General features: G+C 36.1%; 18 protein-coding genes. 6 read left to right on the plus strand and 12 right to left on the minus strand.

Annotated elements, in window-relative coordinates; all coding sequences use genetic code 11:
* The first annotated feature begins 16 nt into the window (after nt 1-16).
* Entirely contained in the window at nt 17-832 is an 816-nt protein-coding gene (locus IPM14_03400; GenBank protein MBK9097164.1) for a DUF4097 family beta strand repeat protein, read from the plus strand.
* 36 nt (nt 833-868) lie between these two features.
* On the opposite strand, the gene trxA is transcribed toward IPM14_03400, so the two are convergent.
* The 6 genes from trxA to IPM14_03430 all read right to left on the minus strand — a co-directional run bounded on the left by trxA (nt 869) and on the right by IPM14_03430 (nt 5,200).
* Nucleotides 869-1,204 carry a thioredoxin gene (gene trxA / locus IPM14_03405; protein ID MBK9097165.1) on the minus strand — a complete coding sequence of 112 codons (336 nt, stop codon included), beginning with the start codon at nt 1,202-1,204 and terminating at the stop codon, nt 869-871.
* 125 nt (nt 1,205-1,329) lie between these two features.
* Complete coding sequence (locus IPM14_03410) at nt 1,330-2,895, minus strand: N-acetylmuramoyl-L-alanine amidase (protein ID MBK9097166.1); 1,566 nt, start codon at nt 2,893-2,895, stop codon at nt 1,330-1,332.
* Nucleotides 2,896-2,908: 13 nt separating this feature from the next.
* Nucleotides 2,909-3,487: an isoprenylcysteine carboxylmethyltransferase family protein gene (locus IPM14_03415; protein ID MBK9097167.1), complete on the minus strand. Its 579-nt coding sequence runs from the start codon at nt 3,485-3,487 to the stop codon at nt 2,909-2,911.
* A gap of 102 nt (nt 3,488-3,589) precedes the next feature.
* Nucleotides 3,590-3,805 (minus strand): hypothetical protein, encoded by a 216-nt coding sequence (locus IPM14_03420; protein ID MBK9097168.1) that lies wholly within the window; start codon nt 3,803-3,805, stop codon nt 3,590-3,592.
* 235 nt (nt 3,806-4,040) lie between these two features.
* Nucleotides 4,041-4,391 carry a Spx/MgsR family RNA polymerase-binding regulatory protein gene (locus tag IPM14_03425; GenBank protein MBK9097169.1) on the minus strand — a complete coding sequence of 117 codons (351 nt, stop codon included), beginning with the start codon at nt 4,389-4,391 and terminating at the stop codon, nt 4,041-4,043.
* Nucleotides 4,392-4,411: 20 nt separating this feature from the next.
* A complete protein-coding gene (locus tag IPM14_03430; protein MBK9097170.1) occupies nt 4,412-5,200 on the minus strand; it encodes a ParA family protein in 789 nt (262 codons plus the stop codon).
* A 190-nt stretch (nt 5,201-5,390) separates the two neighbouring features.
* On the opposite strand from IPM14_03430, the gene IPM14_03435 reads away from it, so the two are divergent.
* Nucleotides 5,391-6,149 (plus strand): geranylgeranylglyceryl/heptaprenylglyceryl phosphate synthase, encoded by a 759-nt coding sequence (locus IPM14_03435; protein ID MBK9097171.1) that lies wholly within the window; start codon nt 5,391-5,393, stop codon nt 6,147-6,149.
* A 52-nt stretch (nt 6,150-6,201) separates the two neighbouring features.
* Entirely contained in the window at nt 6,202-6,789 is a 588-nt protein-coding gene (locus IPM14_03440) for a D-sedoheptulose 7-phosphate isomerase (GenBank protein MBK9097172.1), read from the plus strand.
* A gap of 117 nt (nt 6,790-6,906) precedes the next feature.
* Here the strand turns inward: IPM14_03440 and IPM14_03445 are convergent, their stop codons facing one another.
* The gene (locus tag IPM14_03445) at nt 6,907-7,404 is read right to left on the minus strand and encodes a DUF192 domain-containing protein (protein MBK9097173.1); all 498 of its coding nucleotides are present in this window, start codon (nt 7,402-7,404) and stop codon (nt 6,907-6,909) included.
* 125 nt (nt 7,405-7,529) lie between these two features.
* Here IPM14_03445 and IPM14_03450 point away from each other — a divergent pair, with 125 nt between their 5' ends.
* On the plus strand, nt 7,530-8,390 hold the full coding sequence (locus IPM14_03450) for a S9 family peptidase (GenBank protein MBK9097174.1): 861 nt from the start codon (nt 7,530-7,532) through the stop codon (nt 8,388-8,390).
* A 44-nt stretch (nt 8,391-8,434) separates the two neighbouring features.
* On the opposite strand, the gene hslU is transcribed toward IPM14_03450, so the two are convergent.
* From hslU to IPM14_03475, 5 genes are read right to left on the minus strand one after another with little or no spacing between them, the layout of a single operon-like run.
* Nucleotides 8,435-9,847 carry an ATP-dependent protease ATPase subunit HslU gene (gene hslU, locus IPM14_03455; GenBank protein MBK9097175.1) on the minus strand — a complete coding sequence of 471 codons (1,413 nt, stop codon included), beginning with the start codon at nt 9,845-9,847 and terminating at the stop codon, nt 8,435-8,437.
* A 14-nt stretch (nt 9,848-9,861) separates the two neighbouring features.
* Nucleotides 9,862-10,401: an ATP-dependent protease subunit HslV gene (gene hslV / locus IPM14_03460; protein ID MBK9097176.1), complete on the minus strand. Its 540-nt coding sequence runs from the start codon at nt 10,399-10,401 to the stop codon at nt 9,862-9,864.
* Nucleotides 10,402-10,413: 12 nt separating this feature from the next.
* Nucleotides 10,414-11,064 carry an isoprenylcysteine carboxylmethyltransferase family protein gene (locus IPM14_03465; GenBank protein ID MBK9097177.1) on the minus strand — a complete coding sequence of 217 codons (651 nt, stop codon included), beginning with the start codon at nt 11,062-11,064 and terminating at the stop codon, nt 10,414-10,416.
* Nucleotides 11,064-12,518, minus strand: coding sequence for an RNA polymerase factor sigma-54 (gene rpoN / locus IPM14_03470; protein MBK9097178.1), 1,455 nt, complete (start codon nt 12,516-12,518; stop codon nt 11,064-11,066). Before rpoN ends, IPM14_03465 begins: the two co-directional genes overlap by 1 nt.
* Nucleotide 12,519: 1 nt before the next feature.
* Nucleotides 12,520-13,086 (minus strand): DUF3109 family protein, encoded by a 567-nt coding sequence (locus IPM14_03475; protein ID MBK9097179.1) that lies wholly within the window; start codon nt 13,084-13,086, stop codon nt 12,520-12,522.
* Nucleotides 13,087-13,202: 116 nt separating this feature from the next.
* Here IPM14_03475 and IPM14_03480 point away from each other — a divergent pair, with 116 nt between their 5' ends.
* Nucleotides 13,203-13,976, plus strand: a complete 774-nt coding sequence (locus tag IPM14_03480) for an SDR family NAD(P)-dependent oxidoreductase (protein MBK9097180.1) — start codon at nt 13,203-13,205, stop codon at nt 13,974-13,976.
* Between the two features lie 84 nt (nt 13,977-14,060).
* The gene (locus IPM14_03485) at nt 14,061-17,843 is read left to right on the plus strand and encodes a lamin tail domain-containing protein (protein ID MBK9097181.1); all 3,783 of its coding nucleotides are present in this window, start codon (nt 14,061-14,063) and stop codon (nt 17,841-17,843) included.
* Nucleotide 17,844 lies beyond the last annotated feature (1 nt).

Consider the following 17,844-nt stretch of genomic DNA (forward strand, 5'->3'; position numbering starts at 1 on the left):
ACAACAGGAGAAAAAAATGAATACCAATTTCAAAACTTTAATCACTTCACTGTGCATTTCACTTATTTTATTATTTACAGCACTGGGATCCTCACAAATTTCTTATGATGATGATTTGAAGCTGATAAAAGAAAAATCGTTTAATATTTCACCGGGAAAGGATCTGCACGTTGAACTAAGTTCTGGTGATGTGAAAGTAACTTATTGGAACAATAATGAAGTAAATGTTAAAATTTTAGGAAACGAAAACGCTTTGGAAAAAATGACTTTTACTATGGATGGCAACGATGAATATGTTAAGATCACAGGAAAGAAAAAATCATCGATCTCTTCATGGTTCAGCAATGTTGAAGTTGAAGTTGAAATTAAAGTGCCGGCTCAATTTAATCTTGATATCAGTACTGCCGGCGGAGATATCAAATGTGGTGGAATCAACGGTAACGCTTCATTAAATACTTCGGGCGGAGATATTTGGGCAGATAAATTTTCAGGAATGCTTGATGCTTCAACATCCGGAGGCGATGTTTTTCTTTTCTGCAAAGATGCAAAAGTTGATGCTGAGACCTCCGGAGGAAATATTAAACTTGAATATGAAGGTGAAAACCGGGGAATCGATATTTCGACCTCTGGTGGCGATATCGATATTAGGTTGACAAATGATTTCAAAGCATCAATGGAATTATCAACATCCGGCGGGGATGTTTCCTGCTCATTGACTATGAGCAATGTTAAAAAAACTTCTTCAAGCAGATTGGTTGCTGACTTAAACGGCGGCGGTGAATTATTATCTGCACATACTTCGGGCGGAGATATAACAGTATCTGAAAAGTAGAAATGAAAAAGGCGGGTCAAGCCCGCCTTAATAATTTTAGTTAACTGTGATCAGGTAAGGTTTAATTTTTTCTTCCAGGTACTTTTTAGGTACTGCACCTATTACAGCATCGACAACCTGTCCATCTTTGAATATACCAAGTGTAGGAATACTTCTGATTCCATAGGTAATTGCTGTATTCTGATTTTCATCTGTGTTTAGTTTTACAACTTTTAACTTTCCTTCGTATTCACTGGCGATTTGTTCGACTACCGGCGCAACCATTCTGCACGGACCGCACCACGGCGCCCAAAAATCTACAAGTACCGGAGTATCCGATTTCAATACTTCCTGTTCAAAATTGAAGTCTGTTCCTTCGATTACGTTTTTCACTCTCTGACCTTTTATTATGAATAAATATTTACGGTTGATAAGATGAAAAAAAGTCGTTGTTGGATTCAATTAAATTATGCCTGAAATCACAGTATTTTGTTGATTTTCAACGATTAAATAAAGAATCACAATTCAGCATCCATTGCCTCTTCATAAAATTTTCGATATGCCCGTATGGAGCTAAATATTGATTCGGCAACTTGTTTCTGTCCTGCAGAAGATTTTAAGAACTTTGCATCTGCTTTGTTTGAAATGAATCCTGTTTCTACCAAAACACTCGGCATTGAAGCTCCGACTAAAACATAAAAACCTGCTTGCTTCACACCGCGTGATTTAATTTTGAGATTTACATCGAAGTCTTTATGCAGAAGCTCAGCAAATTTTTCAGAGTATTTCATATAAGATGAATGAGCCATACTGACCAGAATAAAATTTTCATCTGTGAGCTTTTCATATTTCTGCGGATTGTCTTCATACTTAATCACGCTGTTTTCAGTTTCTGCAATTTCAATTGCTTCCTGGGTTCTTCCCGGTCGCAGAAGATACACTTCTGCACCGCTGGGTTCGCTCGGCTTTTTCTTTGTTGAATTGCAATGAATTGAGATAAATAATTTTCCATCATTTTCATTTGCAATTTTTCCCCGTTTATACAAATCAACAAATGTATCATCCTTTCTTGTGTAAACAACCTTCACATCGGGCATTTCTTTTTTCATTAGCTCTCCAAGCTTCAATGCAATCGCAAGTGTAATATCCTTTTCCCGAACGTTATCAACTCCAATAGCTCCGGGATCTTTACCACCGTGTCCGGCATCAATCACTACAACATCAAAATTCCACTTGTCTATGTTTTTTTTATTCAGATCGGTTTGGCTGAAAACTTTATTATGAATAGTAATGATAATGTCATTGCTTTCCGGTACATTCATAACTTCGTTGGTCGAATAATCACTGCCAACCTGAAACTTAAATTCGACATCAGAGCCTACATTTCTACTTTCAATTTTTTTTATGAGACTGCTGAATCCTTCTTTGCTTGTCCTTTGGATATCAGCATTCACTTTTCTAAAAATTATAGTAAGCTCACCATCTTTATATGAACTATAATATGATGGTATTCTTGATTTTGAATGAACACGAATCAGTGTCCCATTTACTTTTTCAGTAATTGATAAACCAGTTATATCATATCCGGTTGTTGGAGGTAAATCCGGAATATCATACATCCACTGTTTCCCTTCAGTTGGGGAAATTATTTTTTGACCGATGACAATCTTGTTTGGTTTTTCGAATTTAATTTCTCTTTCAACTATAATTTCAACAGCCTCAATTGATGCAGGAAGAGGAATGAAGGATTTATTTTTCTTTAAATATGTAGACGTGGGAAGCTGAAAAACTTTTGGCGAACCACCCGAGCGGGGAGTTATAATCAAATAAGGATTTCTTGGTGTTGATTTTAGCGAGTAGTAGTTTGATTTCAACTCAACTTTGCCTGTCGCTTCACTCTCAAAATAATTTATGGATAAAGCTTCAGCAAGCTCTGAAATTGAAACATAGACAATTCCTTCTCGCATCCATGCAGATACAGATTTTGTTTTACCGTCTGCAACTACAAATACATTTTCGATCTGTTGGGCAGATGAGTCAAATACCGGATAAAGAAATAAAAAAAGTAAAAATATTTTTTTCATTGAGAATAAAAACCTATCCAATGAAAGGAAACATAAATCCGCTTTTCTTTTTGTAATCTGAAAACTTTTCCGTAAAATATTTTGCAAGCAGCTTATCTTCCATCGAGGCTCTCATTATGTAAATTGGTATTTCAATCAAAGCTAATAATCCTACAATTAATCCGAAAGTTGCCGCAGCTGCACCAAGGTCAAGTAAAATCTGACACATATATTGCGGATGTCTTATCAATGAGAAAGGTCCTTTTGTAACAAGTTCGTGATTTTTTTTGATCATTATATCCTGTGAATAATTATCACCGAGTGTTTTAAATGACCAGACCTGAATCCATGAAAAAACAAGGTAAACTGCCAGTCCAATGTATCGTATTAAATTATATTCTTCTATGTATTCCAGCGTACCTATCTGAAAAACTGCAAGTATTAATGCAACGAGCGATAGCATCGATATAACAGGAGGTAACTTCTGCAGATATGTCTTTGGTTTTTCTTTTATTTCAGAAACTGTTGATTTAAGACCACGCTTTGCCCCCGTAACATTCGCACCAAAAGTTGCAATGACATTCAGCAGTATAATTATATTGATTGGATCCATTGAACTGACCTCTGTTATTAAATCTGAAATACTTAAAAGAAAATATAGTTAAAATGAATGGTAGTATGAGATTTGATATTAATGATTTTCGTTAGACGAAAACTAATCAACCGATTTTCCATGTCGTTTCATAGTTTCTTTCCATTCTTCTATGGAAAGCTGCTCAGACTCATCAATAAGCATTACAGGAATATCGTCTTCGATTCTGTAACGACGCCGTGTATTTTTATCTGTCGATACAAGTGTAGTGCCATCGAGTACTAGATCTGCTTTTGTTTCGGGGCAGCAGAGTATATCTAAAAGTTCTTTACTAATCATTTTTATTTCCTTTCATAGCAAAGATAAAAAACTTGTAAATAAAATTTACCAGAAGGTAAATTCTTCTCGGGTCCGAAATAAAATGATCGCCGCATTTCACAATTAATTTGCAACATTCAGAAACTATTGTTAAAATTCAGTCCCTCACCCTAACGTCCCCCGTAAAACTCGGACTCTTTTTGCAAAGAGAAAGAGGGGGGACGGTTTTAAAACCAATTATAACAACAAAAAACTCTTAAAAAAGTTCATTAATTTTTTCCGGTGGACGGGCGAGGATTGCTTTATTACCTTTTGCAACAATCGGTCTTTGAACAAGATCAGGATATTTTATCATCAGATCCAGAACCTGTTCTTCTGTATAATTCTTTTCAGCAAAATTTAACTCCTTATAATTCTTTTCCTTCTTCCTCAAAATATCAGATGGATTCATATTCATCTTTTTTAATAATAACAGAAGTTTGGATTTTGAGAAAGGATCTACATAATAATTCACCTTTTCGAAATCGACACCATTATCGATTAATATTTTGGCTACTTTTCTGCAGGTTGTGCACGATGGTTTTTCATAAACTGTAATTTTAGGCATATTCAATTCCTGGTTAAAGGTTAAACTTTTCTTTTTAAGACAAATAAATTTTTTCTTTCAAATAATTCGTCTGCCAGTTTAATATACGCTTTTGATGCACGATCATCAGGAGCAAAAACAAGCAAAGGAATATTTGAATCGAATGCCTTTGGAACCGCGGTACTTTTTGGTATGGATGTATTTAAAATTAGTTTGGGATAATCTCTGAATAATTCCTTCTTCAGATTAAACGAATCACCATTGTTATATTCATAGTTGGTTAGGAATATTCCGGCAATTTTCAGTTCGGGATTATAATTATCCCGTACATCGTTTATCTGTGTTAAAATTTTTCTAACTGCAGCGGAGGAAAATTTTCCGGGTGCAGCAGGAATTAATACACTGTCAGCAGCAATTAGAGCGGCATTAATACTACCTGTTAAGTGTGGTGGGCAATCTATAACGACATGATCATGGTGCGCTGAAATGTTGTGTAAAATGCTTTTTAGAATTAGTTCATTGGGTGAGATTTCTCCAATTCGGAGTTCATCAAGATATGGTAATTTTTTAATGTATAAAAATTCCAGTCTTGAGATATTTGTCTTAAGAACAGAACGCTTTAAAGGAATTTTATTCTGAAAATCCCTGAATATGTCATTCGTTATTTCACGTTTATTTAGTCCAAGACCTTTTGCACAATAACCAGCAGAATCCAGATCTACTAGTAAAGTTTTTCTGCCTGAATTTGCAAAAGCAACAGCGAGATTAATTGAAGTAGTTGTTTTACCAACTCTTCCCCGTCTGTTTGCTATCGCTAATATTTTGCCCATTAGTCCATCGCCGTAAAAATCATTAATAATTGTAAGGAAACAATCTTATTAACAAAGCAAAAATATGCCATTCTATTTAGTATTCATCATAATAATTAAAGTATATAATCAGAATTTCAGACATTTTCTTTCTAATAAAAATCAATTTTTATATATTTCAACCCGATTTATATCGGGAACATTACTTTATATGAAAATCTACAATAATCTCTTAAATACCATTCGCTCAAAAGGAGCCGCATACTTAGTACTCTTAGATCCCGATAAATTAACTAAGACAAAAATTCCACCTTTTATCCGACATTGCGAAAAATCCGGTGTCGATGGTTTTTTAATTGGCGGAAGTTTGATGATCAGTGGTGATCTGGATTCATTCATCGAAAACGTAAGAGTAGAAACCTCGCTTCCATTAATCATTTTTCCCGGAAGCGTAAACCAAGTTTCACCGGCTGCAGATGCAATATTATTTCTATCAGTTATAAGCGGTCGAAATCCAGAGCATCTGATTGGTAAACATGTCACCGCTTCGCCGTTGATAAAGAGAGCTAATATTGAGCCAATTTCCACCGGATATATTTTAATTGAATCAGGAACTACAACGACAGCCGTGTATATGAGCGGAAGCCTTCCTGTTCCCAGGAATAAACCGGAGATCGCCGCTGCAACTGCACTTGCAGGTGAATATCTTGGAATGAAATTTATTTATCTTGAAGCAGGTTCCGGAGCGCAGGAATCAGTTCCAGATGAAATGGTAAAAGCAGTTTCAGAGGAATGTAGTATTCCGGTAATTGTTGGCGGAGGAATCAGGACACCACAAACAGCAAGAAGAAAAGTTGAAAGTGGTGCAAGTATTATTGTTACGGGGAACTTCTTTGAAGATGAGAACAACTGGGATTTAATTAAAGACTTTGCTAATGCAATTCACACTAAGTTACCCGTTGAAGTTTAGTGTGATTACAAATTCTCCATTCAACCAATTTTAAATCATAATATTATTTGATATGGATGTAAATAAATTTATTGTTGATTCATTAATTGAAAGTTCCGAAACGAAACTCAAGATAAAGGATCAACTTCAACCAGATATATTTAAAGTAATTGAGTTATTGGTTCACTGCTATAAGCAAGGAAACAAATTATTGCTGTGCGGTAACGGAGGAAGCGCTGCCGACTGCCAGCATATTGCAACCGAGTTGATGATCAGACTTAATCATCACATTCAGAGACCGGCTCTTCCAGCTATCGCACTTACCACTGATTCCTCAAACCTTACTGCCGGTGGAAATGATATCGGGTTTGAAAATGTTTTCGCAAGAAATGTTGAAGGATTAGGAAATAAAGGTGATGTTCTTCTGGCAATATCAACCAGCGGAAATTCACCAAATGTTATTAAAGCTGTCGAAGCAGCCCATAAAAAGGGAATGAAAGTAATCGGATTTCTTGGTGGAAATGGTGGAAAGCTCAAAGATATAGTTGATCTTCCGATCGTAATTCCTTCTTCAAATGTCCAGCGAATTCAGGAAGGTCATATTACAATTGCACATATAATTTGTGAGCTTGTTGAAGAGAAGCTTTACGGCAAAGCTTAAATCACAAATTACAAACAAGCACTAATTACGAATATCCAAATTCCAATTTGGTTTGGATATTGAGTCTTGGAATTTGAAAATTATTTGTGTTTTGTCATTTGTGGGTTGGAATTTATTTCAATTTGAAATCGAAATTCTTCCACCAATCCAATAGATCTTATCATCAAGTTTTATTTTATGCCTGTCACAGAATCCCGCATTTACTTCAAGAACATAAATTGCCGGTTCCGATGAGGGATAACTTTGCTGTGAAAGAGGAGTAGTGTTTTTATGAATTGTAACAATTTCTTTATTGCTATTAATGAAGAGTATATCCAGCGAAAATAGTGTGTTCAGCATCCAGAAGGATTGAAATCTTTCTTCGGGAAAAATGAATAACATGCCTTGCATCTCTTCCATGCTTTTCCTGTTCATTAAACCAAGCTGTCTTTCATAGTCATTGTCGGCAATTTCAATATCAATTTTAATGATTTGATTTCCAACTGAATCAGTAAAAGTAAGTTCACCTTCTTTTTTAAATGAATAAAATTTCATTTCAGATGTTTCCTCGCTGCAGTTGTTCAGTAAGAATATGAAGATAACTGCCAGTGCTATGACTGCTATTCCGATTTTCATTATGAGCGGTTTATAATTTTTTCTTGATGGTGCAGATTCTTCCTGCTTTTATTTCGATTCTTTTTACCCACAGTATAAATTCCGATATTTGCAGGGATTAATATAGTTATTCAAATCGTATTTATATGAGCATAGAAAAATCAACTATCCTTGAAAGAGAAGAAATAATTCTTTCTGATTCGCAAAATAAAATGATCGCTAGCGGATGGGGACAGGAAGTGCTCAATAACACTGTAACTGAAAAGATTTTTTATTCATCTGATGGATTGAAGGTTAGAGGATACATTTCTTATCCGAAAGACTATTCAAAAAAATATCCGTGCATAATTTGGAACAGGGGAGGAATAGGAAACAAAGGTGCAATTGATTCCTTTACAGCGAGAGGAATTTTCGGACAGCTTGCAAGCTGGGGATATATTGTATTTGCAACTCAATATCGTGGAAATGATGGGGGTGAAGGTCACGACGAGTTCGGTGGTGATGACGTGAATGATGTATTGAACTTAATTTCTCTGGCTGATGAAATTGAAAATGCAGACATAACAAAATGGGGAATAGAGGGCTGGAGCCGTGGTGGAATGATGACATATCTTGCTTTAACAAAAACGGATAAGTTTAAGTGTGCAATTGTCAGCGGTGGGATTGCAAATCTTCGCTGTAATTCAGATGAAAGCACTTTTATGAGAAGATTGTATGAAGCTACAATGGGCAAATACAAAGAGAAAGAATTTTATGAGAAGTGTGAAAGCCGTTCGATTGTAAAATTCCCGGAGAAGCTGTCCAAGAACACACCGATATTGATTATTCACGGAACTGATGACGAAAGAGTATTGCCGCACGATTCAATTGATCTTTCCTACAAACTACTTGAACTAAAAATTCCATTCAGGCTTGTTATACTTGAAGGCGGAGATCACTTTTTGAAAAAGCACAGAAAAGAAGTTGATGAGATGAGAAGGAAGTGGTTTGAGAAATATTTAAAATAAAAAAGCGACCGGATGGTCGCTCTTATAAATAGTTTTACTTTTCTTTACAAAATAAACTTACTCAGATCCCTGTCTTTTACAATCTTATCGAGCTTTTCTTTTACAAATTTTGCTGTGATGTTAATTGTTTCTGTTGGGATTTTGTCCGGCACATCAAATAATATTTCATCAAGTAGGGTTGTTAAAATCGTGTGCAATCTTCTTGCACCAATATTTTCTACTGCTTCGTTTACCTCAGTAGCAATGCGCGCAATTTCTCTTATTCCGTCATCGGTAAAGTGTAATTTAACTCCCTCGGTCTCCAACAAAGCAGAATACTGTTTGAACAACGCGTTCTGCGGGGTTGTTAATATCTGGACAAAATCTTCTTCAGTTAAACTTCTCAGCTCAACACGAATTGGAAATCTTCCCTGCAATTCAGGAATTAAATCAGATGGCTTCGCGACGTGAAATGCACCTGAAGCAATAAATAAAACGTGATCAGTCCTTACTATTCCGTATTTTGTATTTACGTTTGTGCCTTCAACAATCGGAAGTAAATCTCTCTGCACACCTTCGCGGGAAACATCCGGACCGTGACCTTTACCGCCGCTGCTTGCAACTTTGTCAATTTCATCAATAAAAATTATTCCTGATTCTTCAACTCGTTTAATTGCTTCACGCTGAACAGCTTCCATATCAATTAATTTCTGAGCTTCTTCCTGTGCAAGTATTTGTCGTGCTTCAGCAATTGTAGTTTTTCTTTTCTTCTTTTTCTTCGGCATCAGGTTGCCAACAATTTCCTGAATATTAATTCCCATATCATCCATTCCAAACGGACCCATTACCTGCATACCAATTGCCGGCGGTGCCTGCGAATCGAACTCAATCAGCTTATCATCCATTTCACCGTTTTTCAATTTTACTTTCATCCACTCGCGTGTTTTCTTGTTTTGATATTCTTCCGAATTGATTTCATCTGTGTTTAGCTCAACATCTGTCTGTGCCTGAACCTGAACCGGCTGTGCAGGTTGATGAGGTTTTCGTACTGGTGGAATTAGTATATCAAGAATTCTTTCTTCAGCAAGATGTTCAGCTTTGGATTGGACTTCTTTCGTTTTTTCAGCTTTGACCATATTAACGGCAAAGTCTGTCAGATCGCGAACCATTGATTCAACATCTCTACCAACGTATCCAACCTCTGTAAATTTTGATGCTTCAACTTTTACAAAAGGAGCTGCGGCGAGTTTTGCGAGTCTTCTGGAAATTTCTGTCTTACCAACACCGGTCGGTCCAATAAGAATAATATTATTTGGAAGAATTTCTTCACGAAGAACATCTTCAATCTGCTGTCTTCGCCATCGGTTGCGAAGTGCAATTGCTACTGCTCGTTTTGCTTCAGTCTGCCCGATAATATATTTATCAAGCTCTTCTACAATTTTGCTCGGTGTTAATTCCTGCATTGATCTATCATTCATATTACTTCTTCTCCCTACTCAACTACTTCTACATTAATTTTGTCGTTTGTGTAAATGCAAATATCTGCTGCTGTTCTTAATGATTCTTCTGCTATTTCTTTTGCAGATAGCTTACTGTACTTTTTTAACATTCTCGCTGCTGATAATGCATACATTCCGCCAGAACCAATTGCAACGATTTTATCATCCGGTTCAATTACATCGCCGTTACCCGAAATAATCAGCGCCGTGTCTTTTGAAACTACTGCAAGCATCGCTTCGAGCCTGCGAAGAATTTTATCTGTCCGCCATTCTTTTGCGAGTTCGACCGCTGCACGGTTAACATTACCACGATACTGCTGTAATTTATCTTCAAATCTTTCCATTAAAGAAAATGCATCTGCTGCACCACCTGCAAATCCGCAAATAACTTTCCCGTCAGAAAGTTTTCTGATTTTCAGTGCGTTGTGTTTCATTATTGTGTTGCCGATTGAAACCTGTCCGTCTCCGCCGAGAGCGGCTGTTCCGTTATGTACAATACCAAGTATTGTTGTTGATCTGATTTTATTACTCATATAATTTCCTGTTCAATTTTCAGTTGCGAAATTTTGGTTATAAGGTTTAAATAATTTTACCGGAAATATTCTCGGTACTTCCTTCTGGTACTTTACATAAACCTCACCAAACTGCCTTACTAATTTCTTCTCTTCATAGTAAGAACCAATGTAAAAATAAACGACTATACAGATGAAGAATGTGAGATAAAACAAATCCATTGTTGGTCTGAACAGTAAAAATGTTATTGAAAAGAAATAAATCGGGTGTCTTGAATATTTATATGGTCCTTCTATGCGAAGAGTAAATTCTTCATCAAGTTCAGTTGTGTATCTTTTCTCCAAAAATCTTTTAATCTGATCAAAACCTAAAAATTCCTTGAAGCAAATATACTTAAACACCCAGATTGCACCTGCTAGTGAAAGATGTTGAGGGATCAGAATAATTATATCGTAAGGATTTGGTAAATCATAAATGATGATGTGAGGCTTTGGTGAGAATTCGTAAATCAAATAAAGTGAGAGTAATCCGAACAGATTATACAGTAGTCTGTAAAAAGCAATCAAATCGCCAAAGATTTTTCTAAATTGAATTTTTACTTTTTCAGATGCTAAAAGAGAATGTGTATATCCGAAAATCCCAAACAGAAGTATGATGATTAATACATCAACGACGAGATCCATCAAAGTTCTTTTCTGAGCCTTGCAACCGGAAGTCTTAATTGTTCTCTGTACTTTGCTACAGTCCTTCTTGCGATATGAATACCTTCTTCATTAAGCAGTTCAGCAAGCTTGTCATCACTGAAAGGTTTTCGTTTATCTTCTTTGTCGATTATTTCTTTTAATCTTTCCTTGATGTGCTTGTTCGAAACTTCGTCTCCATTATCAGTTGCAAGACCTTCACTGAAGAAATACTTCAGTTCGTGAATACCTTGAGGACTTTGTACGTACTTACCATTAACAACACGACTGATAGTTGAGATGTCCATATTTATTTCCTGGGCGATGTCCTTGTAAATCATCGGGCGGAGAGCTTTTGGACCTTTTTCAAAAAATTCATACTGTCTTTGGAATATTGCCTGCATAATTTTCATTAAAGTATCTCTCCTCTGCTGGATACAGGCGATGAACCATTTTGCCGATTCAAATTTTTCCCGCAGGAATTTATATGTCTCTTTTTCTCTGTTTGATTTTTTTCCTCTTCTTCGGTTGCTTTCAAACATTTCAAGATATTGTTTACTAATTGTAACTGATGGCATACTTCTGTCATTCAAAGTGATCACATAATCGTTCTCAACTTTTTCTATAATGAAGTCAGGAGAAATCTGATTCATTTCCGCCGAGTCAATATTTCCTTCACCGGGTTTTGGATTAAGGCTCTGGATTAAATTAACTGTTTCCTTCAGCGTTTCATCAGTAAGATCCATTTTTTGACGAAGCACATCAAATCTTCTCTTCGTAAAATCATCATAAAACTCCATCAACATTTTTTCAGCGATGTACCTGTAATAAGGATCGAAATTTTTTCCGTTACGAATCTGAACAAGCAAACACTCCTGCAAATCCCTGCACGCTATTCCCAATGGATCAAAAAGCTGAATACGTTTAAGGAGGTTTTCTGCTTCTTCGGGATCAATTTTAATATGATCAAAAAGCTCAAGCTCGTTCAGAATTTCACCAAGACCTCTTTTCAAATATCCACCATCATCAAGATTGCCAATTATTTCCTCACCAAGTCGATTTAAATTCTCGTCAAGGTTTAACATGTTCAATTGTTCTATCAGATGTTCAGAAAGAGTCTCTCTGACAGGTGCAAGTGGATGGAATTGTTCTTCATCCGATCCTCTGTAAATTCTTTCGTGATCGTAATCATCATCATTCATAAAATCTTCAAGACCAAACTCTTCATTGTCTGGATCTTTTATTTCATCGGCTGCAGTTTCTTCTTCTTTATCTTTTTCCTTATCATCTGTTTCCTGTGACAATTCCAATTCTTCTTCAAGAATTGGATTGAGCTCGAGTTCAGTTTTTATTCTTTGCTCTAGTGCGAGAGTATTTAGTTGAAGCAGTTTCTGATACTGAATCTGCTGCGGTGATAATTTTTGCTGTTGTGATAGACGTTGACTGAGTGTTAGCATTTTATTTCCTGATTAACTCCTTAAATTGTGAATACCATTCTTTGCCATATTTTCTGTTAAGAGAATCTTCACAGAATTCTGCAACTGTAGTGTTTTCTTTTTTCCCAAGCTCTAATGCTGGTTGACATTCATCGAGATGCTCAAATCTTAATACGTCTCCCCCGAAATCTGAAATTCTGATAGGGAAGAGATGACAGGAAATCGGCTTCCTGAAATCGATCTTACCATCAAAGTAGGCTTTCTCGATTGAGCATTTAGCTATTCCATTTTCATAAAAGACAAAAACACATGCACGGTTATCAATGCTTCTAAGCAGTGGTTCGCCGCTTCTATCTTCAAAAAATCCATGTTCCTCAATTTCGTCTTTATGTGATTTCGGAATGTACTTTTTGACAATTGTTAGTATCTGATTTATGGTCGAAACCTCATCCCAGGTAACGGGGGCACCATACCTACTTTCGAATGTACAGCATGCACCCTTGCATTTTAATAAATCGCATTTGAAGTGCGTTTCTGCAATTTCCTGCCTGACCAATACATTTCCAACCGGTAAAATTTGCTTATCCATTAATGTGGAATAATTTTTGTGAAAAGATAACCAATTGATTCTTTTTTACAAAGTTTTAATACTCTTTCCAAATTATTAAATTCCTCTCCGAATTTCGATAAAATGCCCCTGCACTGATGGATTTCAAAAATAAAAACGTACTGATCACCGGAGCCTCATCCGGAATAGGCTATTCACTTGCAAAATTACTGCCAAAGGAAAAATGCTCATTAGCTTTGCTTTCGAGACGCATCGATAAGCTCCAGGATTTAGTAGATGAAATGGAAAATTATGGAGGAATTGCCAAAGCTTACAGATGCGACGTTGCAAAAACTGAAGATGTTAAAAATGTTTTCGAAAATGTAAAAAAAGATTTTGGAAAAATTGATATTGTGATTCTTAATTCCGGAATTTCATCAAGAGCTGACATTAATAATTACTCATCCAAAACAGCGAAGGAAATTATTGATGTGAATACTCTTGGAATAGTAAATTGCGTTGAACAGCTGCTTCCGAATTTTATGAATAGAAAAGAGGGGATGATAGTTGGAGTTACAAGTCTTGCTGAATCGAGAGGTTTTCCGAGGAGTGGATTTTACAATGCGAGCAAAGCTGCTGCATCATTGCTTCTTGAGAGCTTGCGGGTCGAATTAAAACCATTTAATGTAAAAGTACTCACAGTAAAACCCGGTTTTGTTAGAACACCGATGACTGACAAGAACGAATTTCATATGCCTTTTTTGATGGATGTAGAAAAAGCCGCAAAAATAATTTTGAATGGAATAAAGAAAGAGAAAAAGATAATTCAATTTCCTTTGCCAATTGTAATTGGTTCAAAGATTTTAAAATATATGCCTGACTGGCTATTTGATTTTCTGATGAGCAGGCCATTACCAGCCAGGAAGAATTAATCGTTACCTGAAATGTTTTATAGAATAGCTCCAATATTTTTACTTATATCTGTTTTAATATTTCCTCAATCGGACTCCACGCTGATGCTCAGTGAAGTTATGTTCTTTCCTCAGACCGGGCCGAATGAATTTATCGAGCTGTATAATTCCAGCGAAACAATCAGCATTGATCTCAATTCTTATAAAATTAAATACTACACATCGAATGCGGATATAATTATCGACGCCGGAAAAGGAACAATTCTTCCTCCAAAATCTTTTGCGATTATTCTTGAGGGAGATTATGTAGTCGGAAGTGGAATTTATGATGGACTGATTCCGCCAGAAGCCCTCGTTCTGAAAATTTCAGATAATTCATTCGGCACTTCTGGTATGGCGAATACCACAAGCCGACCTATATGGCTTATAAACACTTCTGATGATACGCTCGAATCATATTTTTATTCTGCTGACAATCTGCAAGGTCGTTCAGATGAAAAAAGAGTTATGATAAAAGATACTTCTCAAAGCAATTGGGCAAATTCTATTTCTGCTAATGGAACACCTGGATTTCAAAATTCAGTGACTCCGGTTCAATTTGATTTACAGTTATTCTCGTTGAATTTTCAACCCGCTATTCCTATTGAAGGAGATGACGTTACAGTTTCAGCAAAAGTAAAAAATATTGGTGCAAACACTGCTGATGTTTGTACGATTCAAATATTTAACGATGTAAATTTTGACTCGACAGCAGATCCTGGTGAAATAATTTTTTCACAGCAGTATTCAAATCTTCTTGCCGGTGATTCAATAACTGCAACTACAATTTTGAATGCTCTTTCTGCTGGCACCTATCAGATTATTGCAAATGTACTATATGCACCGGATAAAAACTTGCTGAATAATGAACTCATAAAATCTTTTATTGTGTTTCCACCGGGAACAAATTATAACGATGTTGTAATCAATGAAATTATGTATGCACCTTCGACAGGTGAACCGGAATGGGTAGAGCTGTTCAACAGAACAAACAATCCAATCAATCTGAAAAAATGGAAATTATCAGATGCATCTTCTTCAGTTACTATTTTCAGTTCGGATAAATTTATTCCGGCAAATGGTTACATAGTTCTTACAAGAGATTCCTCAATCCTGAATTTTTATAATGTTGGATCGGAAATAATTGAATTCAGTTTGCCCGCATTAAATAATTCGGGAGATGCAGTCGTAATTAAAGATTCAATAGGTACTAAAATTGATTCACTTTATTACTATCCTGATTGGGGAGGCAGTGAAGACGGTAAATCTCTCGAAAGAATTTCTGCGGATCGATTTTCTCTCGATCCAACTAACTGGGGAACATCGACTAATATTTTTAAAGCTACTCCGGGAAACATTAACTCAATCACTGAAAAGAATTTTGATATAGAACTCGCAGAACTAATTTTTAATCCGCAATACCCGATTGAAGGTGACACGATTTCGGTCTCAGCAAAACTAAAAAATTTAGGATTGAACGATGCAACCTTTTCACTTCAGCTTTTAGAGGATACGAATCTCGATTCGATTCCTGATATTCTTATCGAAGAATTGCAAAGTCTTTCTCTTGTTTCGGGTGATTCCTCAATTTTTGATTTTAGTTTTTTGATCGAAAATTTACAATCACAGAGGGCATTCCTCGCAAATGCTGTTTTCATTTCAGATGAAGATACATCGAACAATAAATCATACAAATCAATTGAACCGGGTTTACCTGCACAATCAATTGTAATTAATGAAGTTATGTATACACCGCTCGGTGGAGAACCGGAATGGATTGAAATTTATAACAGAACAAATTTGTCGATAAATCTGAATGGCTGGAGTATCAATGATGTTTTCACTACACCAACTGAGATTACAATTGAAGAAGACATTTTCATTGAACCGAATTCATATCTTGTTTTGAGCAGAAGCAGTTCCATTTATAACTTTCATCGTTTCATACCTTCACAGGTGTTTATAATTCCAATCCCTTCTTTAAATAATGATGTTGATGGCGTTGTAATTAAAGATAACCGTGGACTGGCAATCGATTCAGTTCTCTACTTTAATCAATGGGGCGGAATAAACGGATATTCACTTGAAAGATTATCTGTCAACGCTAATTCGAATCTCGCCGCAAATTGGGGAAGTTCATTCGATATTGAGCAAAGCACACCCGGAAGAATTAATAGTCTGACTCCGAAACAGTTTGATCTTTCTGTGGCTGATATGAATTTCAATCCGCGATTTCCTGTCGAAGGTGAAGATGTTTTTATTTCAGCTTCTATAAAAAATAATGGATCGACTTCAGCAAACAATTTTAGTGTTGAGTTCTACATTGATACTGATACTAATAATGTTGTTGATCTTCTATTAAGTATTGAGGAAAACTTAAATCTTTCATCTGGTGACTCCGCTAGTATAATTTCATCTTCTCCGATTCAGAATTTAACGCAGAAAGTTTTAGCTGCTGTTAGAATAGTTTATTCGGCAGATGAAGATACAATGAACAATTATTACGAGAAGTCAGTTGAGCCCGGATTCCCTGCGAATGTTTTACTTATTAATGAAGTGATGTATAATACCGAAACCAACAAGCCTGAATGGTTTGAGCTTGTAAATGTTTCGGGTGATACTATCAATATAAAAGATTGGTCAGTGAGCGATGTTTTAACAACACCAACAAAAAGTTTCATAACTAATACTGATTATATTTTACAACCGGATGAATTTATCGTAATTGCAAAAGATACATCGTTTAACTCGGCACATCCGGGAGTTACGGCAAAAGTATTCTTTGCGAATTTTGGTTCACTGGGAAATACTTCCGACGGAATAGTGGTATACGATTTCAGAGATGGAATTATTGACAGCTTGTTTTACCGTTCATCGTGGGGCGGGGGAAGAGGGCTTTCACTTGAAAGAATTTCTCTTGAAGAATCAACTAGCGACAGCACAAACTGGACAACATCACTAAGTATTAAAGGATGCACACCGGGTGAACCGAACTCAATTGGAAATGTTCCCGATTACAGCAGGAATGATCTTGTTATCAATGAAATAATGTTCGATCCGGGAGAGAACAATTCAGAGTTTATTGAATTTCTGAACTTAAGCGGCGATTCATTAAATGTCGGTGGATGGAAGATTGAAGATGAGAATGGAAATAATTTTACCTTATCGAATATCCCGCTGATAATTCCGGATAACTCTTTCTTCATTCTTGCCGCTGATTCGCTTGTCGAAGTGAGATATGATCTTAATGAAAATACCTCGCGAACTATTCTCGGAGTTTCGAGTCTGGGTCTTGTAAATACCGGTGAATTAATTCTTTTAAAAGATGTAAAAGGAAATGTAATTGATTCAATTTGGTATTCCGATAAATGGCATAACGATAATTTTATTTCAACGAAGGATATTTCGCTGGAAAGAATAAATCCCAATCTTGGTGCAAACGATGCAAACAACTGGAGCAGTTCAGTTGCACAAATCGGTGCAACTCCGGGAAAGCAGAATAGCATTTATACTGTTAATCCGAATATCGCATTAAACATTTCTGTTTCACCGAATCCATTTTCACCGGATGACGATGGTTTCGAAGATTTCACAATAATTAATTACAAATTGACTCAGGCAACATCACAGGTTCGTATAAAAATTTTCGACAACAAAGGAAGGTTAGTGAGAACTCTCGCAAACAACCAGGCAAGCGGTTCCTCCGGTTCAATTATTTTTGACGGGATTGGAGATGACGGTCAGGCATTAAGAATTGGAATTTACATTATTTTCCTCGAAGCTATAAATGAAGGTGCGGGTGTCGTCGAGACTATGAAAACTGTGGTGGTCGTTGCAAGGAAGTTATAAG

The organism is bacterium, from assembly GCA_016716565.1.
Taxonomy (GTDB): domain Bacteria; phylum Bacteroidota; class Ignavibacteria; order Ignavibacteriales; family Ignavibacteriaceae; genus IGN2.